At 71.3% G+C, this 12660-nt stretch carries 13 protein-coding genes; 7 read left to right on the top strand and 6 right to left on the bottom strand.

Features of this window, described 5'->3' with window-relative positions; all coding sequences use genetic code 11:
• Positions 1–48 precede the first annotated feature (48 nt).
• Positions 49–1242 (bottom strand): MFS transporter, encoded by a 1194-nt coding sequence (locus ABD932_RS36370; RefSeq protein WP_345019653.1) that lies wholly within the window; start codon positions 1240–1242, stop codon positions 49–51.
• A gap of 243 nt (positions 1243–1485) precedes the next feature.
• Between ABD932_RS36370 and ABD932_RS36365 the strand changes: the two genes are divergently transcribed.
• The 3 genes from ABD932_RS36365 to ABD932_RS36355 all read left to right on the top strand — a co-directional run bounded on the left by ABD932_RS36365 (position 1486) and on the right by ABD932_RS36355 (position 3676).
• Positions 1486–2202: a helix-turn-helix transcriptional regulator gene (locus ABD932_RS36365; protein WP_345019651.1), complete on the top strand. Its 717-nt coding sequence runs from the start codon at positions 1486–1488 to the stop codon at positions 2200–2202.
• Entirely contained in the window at positions 2199–3176 is a 978-nt protein-coding gene (locus tag ABD932_RS36360) for a threo-3-hydroxy-L-aspartate ammonia-lyase (RefSeq protein ID WP_345019649.1), read from the top strand. The genes ABD932_RS36365 and ABD932_RS36360 overlap by 4 nt, the downstream gene beginning before the upstream one ends.
• Before the next feature lie 140 nt (positions 3177–3316).
• Positions 3317–3676 (top strand): cupin domain-containing protein, encoded by a 360-nt coding sequence (locus ABD932_RS36355; protein WP_345019647.1) that lies wholly within the window; start codon positions 3317–3319, stop codon positions 3674–3676.
• 24 nt (positions 3677–3700) lie between these two features.
• Here the strand turns inward: ABD932_RS36355 and ABD932_RS36350 are convergent, their stop codons facing one another.
• Positions 3701–4678, bottom strand: a complete 978-nt coding sequence (locus tag ABD932_RS36350) for an NAD(P)-dependent alcohol dehydrogenase (protein WP_345019645.1) — start codon at positions 4676–4678, stop codon at positions 3701–3703.
• A gap of 180 nt (positions 4679–4858) precedes the next feature.
• Between ABD932_RS36350 and ABD932_RS36345 the strand changes: the two genes are divergently transcribed.
• Positions 4859–5563 carry an SDR family oxidoreductase gene (locus ABD932_RS36345; RefSeq protein ID WP_345019643.1) on the top strand — a complete coding sequence of 235 codons (705 nt, stop codon included), beginning with the start codon at positions 4859–4861 and terminating at the stop codon, positions 5561–5563.
• Positions 5564–5574: 11 nt separating this feature from the next.
• Here ABD932_RS36345 and ABD932_RS36340 read toward each other — a convergent pair whose 3' ends face one another.
• Both ABD932_RS36340 and ABD932_RS36335 read right to left on the bottom strand, forming a co-directional pair.
• Positions 5575–6933: a vWA domain-containing protein gene (locus ABD932_RS36340; RefSeq protein WP_345019641.1), complete on the bottom strand. Its 1359-nt coding sequence runs from the start codon at positions 6931–6933 to the stop codon at positions 5575–5577.
• A complete protein-coding gene (locus tag ABD932_RS36335; RefSeq protein ID WP_345019639.1) occupies positions 6930–7787 on the bottom strand; it encodes an AAA family ATPase in 858 nt (285 codons plus the stop codon). The genes ABD932_RS36340 and ABD932_RS36335 overlap by 4 nt, the downstream gene beginning before the upstream one ends.
• Positions 7788–7908: 121 nt before the next feature.
• On the opposite strand from ABD932_RS36335, the gene ABD932_RS36330 reads away from it, so the two are divergent.
• On the top strand, positions 7909–8478 hold the full coding sequence (locus tag ABD932_RS36330) for a TetR/AcrR family transcriptional regulator (protein ID WP_345019637.1): 570 nt from the start codon (positions 7909–7911) through the stop codon (positions 8476–8478).
• Positions 8479–8537: 59 nt separating this feature from the next.
• On the opposite strand, the gene ABD932_RS36325 is transcribed toward ABD932_RS36330, so the two are convergent.
• Both ABD932_RS36325 and ABD932_RS36320 read right to left on the bottom strand, forming a co-directional pair.
• Positions 8538–9848 carry an FtsX-like permease family protein gene (locus ABD932_RS36325; RefSeq protein ID WP_345019635.1) on the bottom strand — a complete coding sequence of 437 codons (1311 nt, stop codon included), beginning with the start codon at positions 9846–9848 and terminating at the stop codon, positions 8538–8540.
• Positions 9849–9851: 3 nt separating this feature from the next.
• Positions 9852–10637, bottom strand: coding sequence for an ABC transporter ATP-binding protein (locus tag ABD932_RS36320; RefSeq protein WP_345019633.1), 786 nt, complete (start codon positions 10635–10637; stop codon positions 9852–9854).
• A 176-nt stretch (positions 10638–10813) separates the two neighbouring features.
• On the opposite strand from ABD932_RS36320, the gene ABD932_RS36315 reads away from it, so the two are divergent.
• Together ABD932_RS36315 and ABD932_RS36310 are read left to right on the top strand one after the other, a co-directional pair.
• Positions 10814–11404: a hypothetical protein gene (locus ABD932_RS36315; protein WP_345019631.1), complete on the top strand. Its 591-nt coding sequence runs from the start codon at positions 10814–10816 to the stop codon at positions 11402–11404.
• A gap of 153 nt (positions 11405–11557) precedes the next feature.
• Positions 11558–12487 (top strand): hypothetical protein, encoded by a 930-nt coding sequence (locus ABD932_RS36310; protein WP_345019629.1) that lies wholly within the window; start codon positions 11558–11560, stop codon positions 12485–12487.
• The last annotated feature ends 173 nt before the right edge of the window (positions 12488–12660 follow it).

Raw genomic sequence — 12660 nt, 5'->3', positions numbered from 1 at the left:
GAGCGTCCTACGGGGACGGGGGTGCGGTTCGCGGGATGGGCGAGCGGCTCACGGGGATGGGTGATGCGGCCCTCGGGATCGGGTGGCCTGGATCAGCCACAGGGCCGCCGCCAGGCACAGGGCCGAGACGGCGCCCAGCACGAGCGGGACGCTGCGGACGCCGGACCACTCGATGGCCTTGCCCAGCGCCGGGCCCGCCACCACGCCGCCGACCATGGAGGCGGCGATGACGAGGGCACCGGCCCGACGGGCCCGCGGGGCGGCGCGATGGAGCCAGGGCAGGCCGGTCGGGAAGATCGGCGCGATGAACAGACCGACACCGGCGTAGGCGTACGGGGCCAGTGCCGGAATCGCCGCGAGCAGCAGGCACACCGTCATGCCCGCGCACGAGACGGTGATGATGGCCTGCGCCGAGAAGCGCAGCGCGATCGGGGCGACCAGGAAACGGCCCACGGTCATCATCAGCCAGTACACGGATGTCGCGGTGGCCGCGAATCCGGCGCCGTGGCCGACGGTCTCCAGGTGGGTCGGCTCCCAGCCGCCGACACCGGCCTCGATACCCACATGCAGCACGTACAGCGCGACGAACACGGCGAGTACGGAGCCGAGACTGCGGGCGAGGACCTGACCACCGTACGACTCGGCGTGCGCCTCGGACGGCTGCGGGGCCCGGTCGCGTACGCCGCGCAGGCACAGCAGCAGCGGCAGGTTGGCCAGCGCGAAGCCGAGGAACACGGCGGGGTAGTGCGCGGAGCCGACCACGCCGATGAGGGCCGGGCCGAGGATCGCGCCGATGCCGAAGTGGGCGTTGAGGATGTTCAGCATGGCGGTCGAGCGGTGGCCGAAACCCCCGGCGAACAGCTGGTTGAGGCCGTAGTCGATGCCGCCGAAGCCGAGCCCGGCCAGCAGGGCCATGGTCAGGGCGACCGGCCAGTTCGGGGCGAGCGCGAAGCCGGCCGCGCCGACGGCCATCAGCAGATACGAGGTGCCCAGGATCCGCCGGTTGCCGATCCGGCCGTAGAGCCGGTCGAAGAGCAGCACGCCGGCCACGCCGCCGACGAAGTGCGCGCTCAGCCCGAGGCCGGCGGCGGACGGGGACAGGCCGAACTCCTCGCGGAAGCCGGGGATCGCCGGGCCGTACAGGGCCTGGAGGGCGCCGATGAGCATGAAGCCGACGCAGGAGGCGACCACGGCGGCGGGGCTGAAGACCCGTGGGTGCGGGGGTGCCGACGTCACTGTCATGAGTCCGGATGTTACCGGTAACATCGCGCGACTCGTCAAGATCTGTGCTGCTCTCGTCGATGGCGCGGTCCGGGTGATGCGAGCGGTCAACGTCCTTGAGGGGGCGTCGATTGCGTGGCGACGATGGCCTGTGCGGTGCGTCGTCCAGGACTATTGGACTGTCAGTACAAGCTCTGGACGTGTAGTCTAGAAGCTGGCTTCGGTGAACGGATCGCCGAAGCCGGAGCGGACGGGGAGTGTGCGATGGCGGCCGAGCAGGCCCTGGAATCCGAGCGGGACGCGATCGTCGCCGCGCTGGCGCCGGTCGTCGACGGGCTCGTGGCGACGTTCGGGCCGATGTGCGAGGTGGTCCTGCATGACTACCGGCGGCCGGAGGAGTCCGTGGTCGCCGTGGCCGGTTCGGTGACCGGACGGGCCGTGGGCGGGGCGATGAGCGAGATCGGCATGCGGATCGTCGCGCGCGGCGACGAGGCGGGAGACGAGCTGAACTACGTCACCCGGACCCGCGGCGGCAAGCTGGTCAAGGCGTCCACGATGGTGCTGCGGGACTCCACGGGCACGGTGTTCGGCGCCCTGTGCGTCAACCTGGACGTCACCGCCGTGGGCGACGCGCACGCCCTGCTCGGTGCCCTCGCCGGCATCGGCGGCACCCCGACCGACGTGCCGGTCACCACCTTCGGCAACGACATCGACTCCGTCGTCGACGCCATCCTCGACGCCCACCGGCTCCGGCAGAACGGCAGCTGGGCCGCTCTCGACCGCGCGCAGCGACTGGAGCTGTTCCGCGGCCTGGACGAGCGGGGCGTCTTCGCCGTGCGCCGCGCGATCGAGCAGGTCGCGGCGCGGCTCGGTATCTCCCGCGCCTCCGCCTACAGCTATCTGTCGCAGGCGCGCGCCGAGGCCCAGGCGGCGACGGACCGGGCCACGACCGACACGACATCTCCCGGAGGACACGCGTGACGACCACAACCCCGCCGATCACCCTCGACGACGTCCGCGACGCCGCCGCACGGCTCAAGGGTGTCGCGCACCGTACCCCGGTGCTGCGCTCGCGGACCCTCGACGAAATCGTCGGCGCCGAGGTCTTCCTCAAGTGCGAGAACTTCCAGCGCGTCGGCGCCTTCAAGTTCCGCGGCGCCTACAACGCGGCGTCCCGGCTGAGCCCGGAGCAGCTCGCCCGGGGCATCGCCGCCTACTCGTCCGGCAACCACGCCCAGGCCGTCGCCCTGGCCGCCCGGGAGCTCGGCACCAGCGCCGTGATCGTCATGCCCGAGGACGCCCCGCCGTCGAAGCGGGCGGCGACGGTCGGCTACGGAGCCGAGATCGTCACGTACGACCGCTACACCGGCGACCGCATCGCGATCGGGGAGGCCCTCGCCGCCGAGCGCGGCCTCGCCCTCATCCCGCCCTACGAGCATCCGCACGTCATCGCGGGGCAGGGCACCGCCGCTCTCGAACTCCTCGAAGAGGTGGGGGAGTTGGACGCGCTGATCACCCCTGTCGGCGGGGGCGGGCTCATGGCCGGCAGTGCCACGGTAGCCAAGGGCCTGCACCCGGAGACCCGGATGATCGGCGTCGAACCGGAGGCCGGCGACGACACCAAGCGCTCCCTGGAGGCGGGGCGGCGCATCAGCATCCCGGTGCCGCGCACCATCGCCGACGGCCAGGCCCTGCACACACCCGGCGAGCTCACCTTCTCCGTCAACCGGCGGCTCGTCGACGCGATCGCGCTGGTCAGCGACGACGAGATCCGGGACGCGATGCGGTTCGCCTTCGAACGCCTGAAGATCGTGGTCGAACCGAGCGGCGCCACCCCGTTGGCCGCCCTGCTCACCGGGCGGGCGGGTGCGTTTCCGCGCCGGGTCGGCGTGATCATCTCCGGTGGCAATGTCGACGCCGAGCGCTTCGCCGAGCTCTGCGGGCAGCAGGCCTGAGCGGGCGTCCGCCGAATGGCGGCCCCGGATGGCCGGGCGGACGATGGAGTGGTAGGGGGTCGGCCGCCGACGGCGGTGCCCAGGGCCACCGGGGAGACCGGCCCCGGTCGCGGTGCAACGCGGCCGGAAGGGAGCGCGTCATGCTGGAAGTGAAGCCCCTCGAAAAGCCGGACGAGCGGCGTGATTTCCCCCGCGGTCACCTGGAAGCCGTCCACATGACGGATCTCGACTTCGCCGTGGCGACCTTCGAGCCCGGCTGGCGCTGGACCGAATCAGTGGCTCCGATCGCCGGCACGGAGAGCTGTCAGATGCACCACAACTGCTACGTGGTCCAGGGCCGCATGCACATCCGCATGGACGACGGCGGCGAACAGGAAGTCGGCCCCGGCGACGTCTTCGTCTGCTCGCCCGGACACGACGCCTGGGTCGTGGGCGACGAGCAGTGCGTGGTCTATGACTTCCAGGGGCAGACGGCGAGGGAGTACGCGAAGCAGAAGTAGTGCCGAACGGCCCGCGCCGACGCGTCACACGGTGACGACGATCTTCGCGCGCGCGTGCTCCACCTCCAGGTACCGGATGGCCTCGGCCGCCTCGCTCAGCGGATACGTCCGCTCGACGACCGGGGCGATCTTCCCGGACTCGGCCAGCTCCCGCAGCGCCGCGAGGTTCGCCTTGCTCTGCAGCGCCGAGATCTCGAGCAGCCGCTGGTGGCGGGCGAAGGGCGCCACCAGCCGCCGCTTGAGGAACAGCCCCATCGGCCCGACGAGGCTGCCGCCCTCGTACACCCCTCCGCCGGAGAGCACCAGCGTCCCCGTGGGCGTCAGCACGCGCCGGAACTCCCCGAGCGAGCGGTTGCCCACCAGGTCCAGCACCACGTCGTACCGCTCCTGGCCCTGGGTGAAGTCCTCCTGCGTGTAGTCGACGACCCGGTCCGCGCCGAGTGACCGGACCAGGTCCAGGTTCCGTGTGCTGCACACGGCCGTCACCTCGGCGCCGTACGCCTTGCCGAGCTGCACGGCGAACGTGCCCACGCCGCCCGACGCCCCGTTCACCAGGACCGTCTGGCCCTTCTGCACCCGGGCGACGTCCCGCAGGCCGATGAGGGCGGTGTTCCCCGCCAGGGGTATCGCCGCCGCCTGCTCGAAGGTGAGGTTGGCCGGCTTCGGGCCCACCTCGCCGTCCCGCGCGCACACGTACTCGGCGAACGCGCCGTCGGCCTCCCCGTACACCTCGTCGCCCGGCTCGAGCCCCGTGACCCCGGCGCCCACCGCCTCCACCCGGCCGGCGAAGTCCCGGCCCCGCACACGCGCCTTGGGCCTGCGCAGCCCCATCATGCCGCGGCCCAGCAACGGGTCGCCGCGCATGAAGTGCCAGTCGTAGGCGTTGACCGAGGCCGCGTGCACCCGCACCAGCACCTCGCCGGCGCCCGGCACCGGCCGGTCGATGTCCATGAACTCCAGCGTGTCCGCCGAGCCGTACCGGTCCTGAACCACTGCCTTCATGAGATCCCCCTCAGCTCTCGACGAGCGTAGGAAATCCCCGTCGTGCGGACCATCAGGGACGAACCCTGATTTTCGCCGGGGGTCCGGCCCTCCCCTTGCCCTGAGGAAACCGATCGGTTTACACTTCTCGGCACGGGAAACCGATCGGTTTCCAAGAGTCGAGATTGTCGAGGGATCCCCATGACCGCCATCGAAGGTTCCGTAGCCCTGGTCACCGGCGGCAGCCGCGGCATCGGCCGCGCCCTGGTCGCCGCGCTCTACGAGCGGGGAGCGAAGAAGGTGTACGCCACCGCCCGCGACCCGCGCACCGTCACGCACCCCGACGCCGTGCCGCTCGCCCTGGAGGTGACCGACCCCGCGTCCGTCGCGGCCGCCGCCGAGCAGGCCCAGGACGTCACCCTTCTGATCAACAACGCGGGCGCCTCGGTGAACGCGAACTTCCTCGACTCGCCCGTCGACGACGTCCGCCGCGAGTTCGAGACCAACTTCTACGGCCCGCTCCTGGTCACCCGGGCCTTCGTCCCCGTCATCGAACGCAACGGCGGCGGCCACATCCTCAATGTCCACTCCGTGCTGTCCTGGATCGGTCTCGCCGGCTCCTACAGCGCGTCCAAGGCCGCCTTCTGGTCGCAGACCAACTCGCTGCGCCTCGACCTGAAGCCGCGCGGCATCGACGTCACCGGCCTGCACGTCGGGTACGTCGACACGGACCTGACCGCCGGGATCGACGCGCCCAAGTCCACGGCCGAGGGCGTCGCGGCCCAGGCCCTCGACGGGATCGTCTCGGGTGCCTTCGAGGTGCTGGCCGACGACCTCACCCGGCAGGTCAAGGCCGGGCTGGCCGCCGATCCGGCCGCTCTCTACCCGCAGCTCGCCGCCGCCTGATCACTCCCTGATCACACCGGCAGCAGGCGCGCCACCAGCGCGCTGAGCTGCCGGGCGGTGCGGCACTCGTGCATCTCGACCAGTTCGGCGTAGGCGGGCGCGGCGGAGTCGCCCGTGCCCCAACGAGAGTGCTCCTCGGGGTTCAACCAGTAGACACGGCGGGCCCGTTCGGCGATCTGCCGTACCGCCGGGAGGTTCGGGTCGCTCATGTTCGTGCGGCCGTCCCCGAGGACGAACACGGTCGTGCGCGGGCCGACCACGTCGCCGTACCGTTCCGCGAACTCGCCCAGCGCCATGCCGTAGTCACTGCTGCCGTGATAGCCCGTGAGCGTGGCCTCCGCCTCGATGCGGGCGCTGAGCCCCTCCGGGTCGGCGGTGCCGCGTTCGAGCAGCCCCGTCACCTCGTCGATGCGGTTGACGAAGGCGAACACGCGCACCTTGCTGAACTGGTCGTGCAGCGCCTGGACCAGCAGCATCGTGAAGTCCGAGAAACCGGACACCGAGCCCGACACATCGCACAGCAGCACCAGTTCGGGGCGCACGGGACGCCGTCTGCGCAGCACCGGCTTCATCGGTACCCCGCCCGTCGACAGCGACCCGCGCAGGGTCCGGCGCAGATCGATCGCGCCCCGGGAAGCACGGCGACGACGGGCCGCGAGCCGGGTCGCGAGCTTGCGGGCGAGCGGCTGCACCGCCCTGCGCAGCTCGGCCAGTTGGGCCTTCCCGGCGAACAGGAAGTCGACCCGGTCGGCGGTCGTCCGCACCGCCCGCCGGGCGATCTCGTCCCGTCCGCGCCGCTCCGCGACCCGGCGCCGCGCCTCCGCGGCCACCAGTGCCCGGAACGCCTCGATACGCTGCCGGATCTCGTCCTCCAGCAGCCGGTCGGCGAACCCCGAACTCCCGCCCCGCGCGCGGACGTCGTCACGGACGCGGGCGAGCAGGGTCTGCGGGCGCAGCCGTTCGAGCGCCTGGTACGACGACCAGCCGTCCGACTCCGGCGAGGAACCGTAGCCGCCGAAGCCGTCGACGGCCTCGACCGCCAACTGACCCATCATCGCCCGGTCGTTGGCGGCCAGCGCGGCGGCGAGCCGGTCGCGCAGGTTCTCCCGCCCCGCCGTCTCTCCCTCCGGTGCGCCGACACCGCGCGGGAAGTACAGGTCGAAGACCGGGTCGAACACCTGCCGCACGCCGGTGCCGTGCAACAGCGTCGCCGCCAGCCCCTCGCGCAGCTGCTCCCGGTCGGCGAGGCCGAGCGCCTCGATCGCCAGCGCCGCGTCCACCGTCTCGCTCGTGCCGATCCGGATGCCGTGCGCGCGCAGCGCCCCGACGAGCGAGGTCAGCCGCTCCGCGACGCCCGCGGGCGTGGTCACAGAGCGTCCAGGTCGAGCTTGGCGGTCGCTTTGAGGACGTCGTCCTGGTGCTTGAGGAGAGCGCCGAGGGTGTCCCGTACGACCGCCTCGTCGAGAGTGTCCGCGCCGAGCGCGAGCAGCGTGCGCGCCCAGTCGATGGTCTCCGCGACCGACGGCACCTTCCGCAGGTCCATCGCCCGCAACGCGCCCACGACCCGGACGACCGAGCGGGCCAGCGTCTCGTCGAGCCCCGGCACCTTCAGGCGTACGATCCGGCGCTCCAGCTCCTCCTCCGGGAAGCCGATGTGGAGGAACAGGCAGCGGCGGCGCAGCGCTTCGGACAGTTCGCGGCTCGCGTTGGAGGTGAGCACGACGAACGGGCGGCGCGTCGCGGTGATGGTGCCCAGCTCGGGGACCGTGACCTGGAAGTCGCTGAGCACCTCCAGCAGCAGGCCCTCCACCTCGACGTCCGCCTTGTCGGTCTCGTCGATCAGCAGCACCTTGGGGTCGTCGCCCCGGATGGCCGTCAGCAGCGGCCGGGTGAGCAGGAACTCCTCGCTGAAGATGTCCGTGCGCGTCTCGTCCCACGTCTCGTCGCGGCCCGCGCTGATGCGCAGGAGCTGCTTGGCGTGGTTCCACTCGTACAGCGCGCGGGACTCGTCGACCCCCTCGTAGCACTGCAGGCGGACGAGCCGCGCCCCGGCGACCTCGGCGACGGCCTTGGCCAGCTCCGTCTTGCCGACCCCGGCCGGGCCCTCCACCAGGAGCGGCTTGCCGAGGCGGTCGGCGAGGAAGACGGTCGTGGCAACGGCGGGCGAGGCGAGGTAGCCGGTCTCGGCCAGACGTGCGGAGACGTCGTCGACGGATGTGAACAACGGGGCCTCCAGCTCAGTGTCTAAGCGCTTGTTCAGCGATGATGCCATGAGTGATCGGTCGACCGGAAGGCGATAGACCGATCGGTTTCCTCCTGTCTCCCGGAGAGGTAACCTCGCGCTTATGGCCACAGCAGACAAGGCGTCCACCAGGGACCGGCTCCTCGACGCGGCGGCCGAACTCTTCTACCGCGAGGGTGTCTCCATCGGCGTCGAGGCGCTGTGCCGGACGGCCGGGGTCTCGAAGCGGTCCATGTACCAGCTCTTCGCGAGCAAGGACGACGTCCTCGCGGCGAGCCTGGAGCGACGGCTGCCGGCCTACGAAGCCCGGCTGGCGTCCGGCGCGCGGGACGCCGGCACGCCCCGCGAGCGGATCCTGCACGTCTTCGAACGGCTGGAGAAGGCGTCCACCGAGCCCGCCTACCAGGGCTGCCCGTATCTCGCCGCGCTGGTCGAGCTGAAGGATCCGCAGCACCCGGCGAGTGTGGTAGCCCGCGTCGCGAAGGAGCGACTGCAAGGTGTCTTCCGTACCCAGGCCGAGGAGGGCGGGGCGCGGGATCCGGAGCTGCTCGCCCGCCAGCTGATGCTGGTATTCGACGGGGCCGGCGCGCGAGCGGGGGCCGGGATCGAGACGCTGGACGGGCTGGCGGTGCCGACGGTGACGGCGCTGCTGGACGCCGCCGGAATGAGCTGACACGGGAAGAGGCGGCCACCGTGGTGACCGCCCCTCGCCCCACCTGTGGTCACGACTGGTTACGACGCCACAGCGACCGCACCGACCGCCGGGGTGCGCAGCACCCGCCGGGCCGTGACCAGGCTCGTCCCCAACGTCACCGCCGCCGCGCTCGCGACGACGGCGGTCCCGATGCCGTAGACCTCACCCGGCAGCACCGCCTCGCTGAGGACCACCGTGAACGGGACGATCCCGGCCAGCGCGGCCAGCACCCCGAACAGGACTCCGGTGACGGTCAGGATCGCCGTCTCGGTGCCGACCGCCCCGAGCACCTGACCCGGGGTCGCCCCGGCCAGGCGCTGCTGTCCGAACTCCCGGCCTCGGTAACTCGTCGCCGCGTAGAGCGAGTTGACCAGCATCACGCAGACGAAGACCACGATGATGCCGACGACCGTGAAGTTGAGCGTCTCCAGGTTTTTGGCGTCGACCGACTTTGTCAGACCCGAGGCCTCGACGGCGTCGCTCTCCACCGCCTGCATGGTGAGCGTGGCCGTGGCCACCGCCGTGAACAGGATCAGCGACATCAGGATCCCGGCCAGTTGACCGGCCCGCTCCCGCAGATTCCGTACGGCCAGCCAACCGCTCGCCCCACTCAACCGCAGCCGGTCCAGCACGCCTTCCAGCAGCCGCGGCGCCATCAGCGCGAACCCCACCGACAGCAGGATCGCCCCGTAGGCGGGCGGCGCCATCAGAGCCGCGTCCGTCGCCGAGAACACGAAGGTGGACGAGACCGACACCGCACCGGCGAGCAGCGCGGCGTACGCGAGGAACCTCCGTGCCCCACCCCGCTTCTCGTGCCCGCGGGTCGCGCGCCGTACGGCGAGGAAGGCGGCGCCCGCCGAGGCGAGCAGCGTGATGTCGATGCCCGTCATGAGCGCGATCGGGCCGAAGGAGTGGTCGACGGACCCGGCGACCTGGCCGCTGTCCTGGAACACCTCCAGCAGCGCCCGACCGCCCAGCATCGCCGGACCGATCGCCAGGGCCGCGCCCACCAGGCCCACGACCACCGCCTCGCCCACGACCATCCGCTTGAGCTGCGCCGGAGTCGCCCCCGAGCAGCGCAGCAGCGCCAACTCGGCGCTGCGCTGACGGACGTTGACGGTCAGGGCCGAGGCGACGGCGAAGAAGACCAGTAGGGTGCCGTAGCCGCCGACGACGCCCGCGGCCGTGGACAGCGTGTCCGCGCTGGTCGAGTCGACGCCGTCCTGCGCGGCCGTGTCATGCATCGAGTTGAACGTCATGATGATCGCCGCGCCCAGGAACGCGCACAGCAAGGTGGCGAGGAACCGTCCGGGGCGGTGCCGAATCGACCGCATGGCCAGCATGAACATCGCTCACACCCCCATCGCCACGTTGTCGCCCAGGTGCGCGAGGCGTTCGGCCACCGCGTCCGGGGTCGGCGCGTCCATCCGGCCCGCCAGACGGCCGTCGGCCAGGAACAGCACCGAGTCGGCGTAGGAGGCGGCCACCGGGTCGTGGGTCACCATGACCACCGTCCGGCCGTGCACACGCACCGCCTGCTGGAGCAACCGCAGCACCTCGCGCGCGCTGCGCGTGTCCAGGGCGCCCGTCGGCTCGTCCGCGAAGATCACCCGCGGCTCGGTCACCAGGGCGCGGGCGATCGCCACCCGCTGCCGCTGACCGCCGGACAACTGGTCGGGGCGGTGCCCGAGCCGGTCGCCGAGGCCCACGGAGGCCAGGACCTCCTTCGCCCGCTGCCGGTCGACGCGCTGCCCGGCGAGCTTGAGCGGCAGCACCGTGTTCTGGGCGACGGTCAGCGTCTCCAACAGGTTGTACTGCTGGAACACGAACCCGATCCGGCCGCGCCGGAACTTCGTCAGCTCCGCCTCGCCGCCCCCGGTCAGCTCGGTGCCGTCCACGCGCACGATGCCGCTGTCGGGACGGTCGAGACCGGCCGCGCAGTGCAGCAGCGTGGTCTTGCCGGAACCCGACGGCCCCATCACCGCGGTGAAGGTGCCCCGCCCGAGACCGAGGGTGACCCCGTCCAGAGCGGTCACGGCGCTGTCGTGCGAACCGTAGGTCTTGGTGACCTTGACCAGCCGGAGCGCTTCGGCGGCGGGTCCCTTGTCGTGCGTACGTCGCGAGCCTGCGCGAAACATCGTCGTCACTCCCCGTCCGGCACTCCCTGTGCCCTGCCGACGAAGCTACGGAGCCGGCGGCCCGGCCACATTGGGCGCAGAACCCGTATTGCCGGGTGTACTCAGCGACACCATGGACGGGGGGCCGGCAGCCGGTGACCCGAGGCGATGTCAGTGGTGGGCGGTACGTTGCGGGCATGGGGATCTATCTGGTGAGCGTCGGAGCGCAGGAGTGGTTCGGCGAAGAGGAGGGCGGGCGGGGGGACGTCGCCGCCGGGCTGAACGAGGAGTTGGGGCGGCGCGGGCTGCCGCCGTACACGAGCGTTCCCGAAGAGGCGTCGTTCGCTCCTGGGTCCGGGACGGCCTTCGAGGAGAAACTCGTCCCGCCCATGGACGGCTTCACCGCGCTGTGCCGGGCTCATCTGTCGCGGGCGGAGCAGGAGTTGCTCTGCGGCTGGACGGTGCTCGTGCCGGTGTCGCTCGACGAGGAGGTCGAGGTGCCCGTCGAGTCCGCCTACGACCTGACGACGACCATCGCCGGCGCCCCGCAGATCCTCGCCCTCGCGGAGCGGCTGGCCAAGGCCGTCGAGCTGCCGTCCGACGCGCTACCGGCGACGTCGGACAACCTGGAGCTGACCTCGTGGTTCCTGGACGGACAGGCGAAGCGGACCGCGGCGGCGCGGCCGGGGCGGTGGGGCGACGACCTCGACACGGCCTTCTACGTGGCGGTGTATCTGAGCGCCGCCCAGCACTCGATACGGCGCGGCTGCCCGATCGTCTACTCCTGAGGACGGGAGGACGAGAGGGCTGGAGGGGACGAGAGGGCTGGAGGACGTGATTTCGGGAGGCCGGGACGGACGTCACCGCTCCGTGAAATCGGTGACCGTACTGGTGCCGTGGGAGGCTTCCCCGCCGGGCTCCGACGGCGATACAGCTTGCTCATGACGGACAACGGGGGACGCCGCCATGCATGGCGGCGGGGTGTGCGGGAGTCGGTCCAGGGCGCGGACACCGAGTTGTGGCCCGACGGGCTGGCGGACGTAGTGCCGGGCGGTTTCCATTCGGCCTATGTGCAGTTCGGTGATCTCTATCCCGAACAGCAGCTGCAGTTACAGCTCCTCTACAGCGCCTCGCAGCGCGCCTTCGAGCGCCGGACGCGGGTGTCGGCGCGGGTCACCGTGGTGCGGGTGCTCGGGAACGCGCTGAGCGACCCACGGCTCGGCGACGCCAAGCCGAACGAGCATCTGGCCGAGTATCTTGACCAGGAGATCGCCGACTTGAGGGGCAGGCTGGCGCAGGACAGTGCGACCGCCGTCAGCCGGGGCCTCAACATCGGTCTCGCCATGGGCTCGGCCGCCAGTCTGGCTTTGCTCGCCGTACCGCTGCTCTGGGGCGTCGACCTGCTCGGGGCTCTCGGCGTGGCGTTGAACTGCACCAACCGCTGGAGCCTGCTGGGCGCGTTCGTGTGCGGAGGCGTCGGCGCGTTCGGTGCCGTGCTCAGCGTGCTGGTACGGCTGCGCGGGAGCGCGGACCAACTGGCGCGCCGGCAGTCCAACGGCCGGGAGAGCATCGTGGTCCCCGGGCAGATGGCCCGCAGCATGCGCCACGAGGGCGTGTACCGGGTGTTCGTCGGCTGGATCCTCGCCCTCGCCGTCTACTTCCTGCTCAGCGGCGGCATCGTGACCGTCTTCCAGCCGCCGGCCACCACGACCGAGATCTGCCCGACGCCGGGGAGCCCGGGATCGGCCGCCGCGGGCACCGAGTTCTGGGGTTTCTGGTGCGCCATCGGCTTCGTGGCGGGCTTCAACGAGCGGTGGGCCTTCGGCATCCTGAGCCGCGACTCGACGAGGCGGTCGGGCAAGAACACCTGATTCCGTTTTTGAACTGTTTCAACTCCCCTTAACTCTCCCCTCTGTTGCTGGTGAGTTCTGTTGAATTCTGCATCGTATTCGTCCTGATCGAACCATGGACACCTTTCACTTCTGCCACTAACTTCAACCGTCGTCCGAGCTGAATCGTTCCAACTCCGAACAGCCGAAAGGGA

The organism is Streptomyces shaanxiensis, from assembly GCF_039537145.1.
GTDB lineage: Bacteria > Actinomycetota > Actinomycetes > Streptomycetales > Streptomycetaceae > Streptomyces > Streptomyces shaanxiensis.
Note: the sequence above shows the minus strand (reverse complement) of the source record. Positions and strands in the feature narration are given on the sequence as shown.

Bases quoted from the DNA above. Each gene is read 5' to 3' on its own strand.
- ABD932_RS36370 (WP_345019653.1), bottom strand. From the start codon at position 1,242: ATGACAGTGACGTCGGCACCCCCGCACCCACGGGTCTTCAGCCCCGCC.
- ABD932_RS36365 (WP_345019651.1), top strand. From the start codon at position 1,486: ATGGCGGCCGAGCAGGCCCTGGAATCCGAGCGGGACGCGATCGTCGCC.
- ABD932_RS36355 (WP_345019647.1), top strand. From the start codon at position 3,317: ATGCTGGAAGTGAAGCCCCTCGAAAAGCCGGACGAGCGGCGTGATTTC.
- ABD932_RS36350 (WP_345019645.1), bottom strand. From the start codon at position 4,678: ATGAAGGCAGTGGTTCAGGACCGGTACGGCTCGGCGGACACGCTGGAG.
- ABD932_RS36345 (WP_345019643.1), top strand. From the start codon at position 4,859: ATGACCGCCATCGAAGGTTCCGTAGCCCTGGTCACCGGCGGCAGCCGC.
- ABD932_RS36330 (WP_345019637.1), top strand. From the start codon at position 7,909: ATGGCCACAGCAGACAAGGCGTCCACCAGGGACCGGCTCCTCGACGCG.
- ABD932_RS36325 (WP_345019635.1), bottom strand. From the start codon at position 9,848: ATGTTCATGCTGGCCATGCGGTCGATTCGGCACCGCCCCGGACGGTTC.
- ABD932_RS36320 (WP_345019633.1), bottom strand. From the start codon at position 10,637: ATGTTTCGCGCAGGCTCGCGACGTACGCACGACAAGGGACCCGCCGCC.
- ABD932_RS36315 (WP_345019631.1), top strand. From the start codon at position 10,814: ATGGGGATCTATCTGGTGAGCGTCGGAGCGCAGGAGTGGTTCGGCGAA.
- ABD932_RS36310 (WP_345019629.1), top strand. From the start codon at position 11,558: ATGACGGACAACGGGGGACGCCGCCATGCATGGCGGCGGGGTGTGCGG.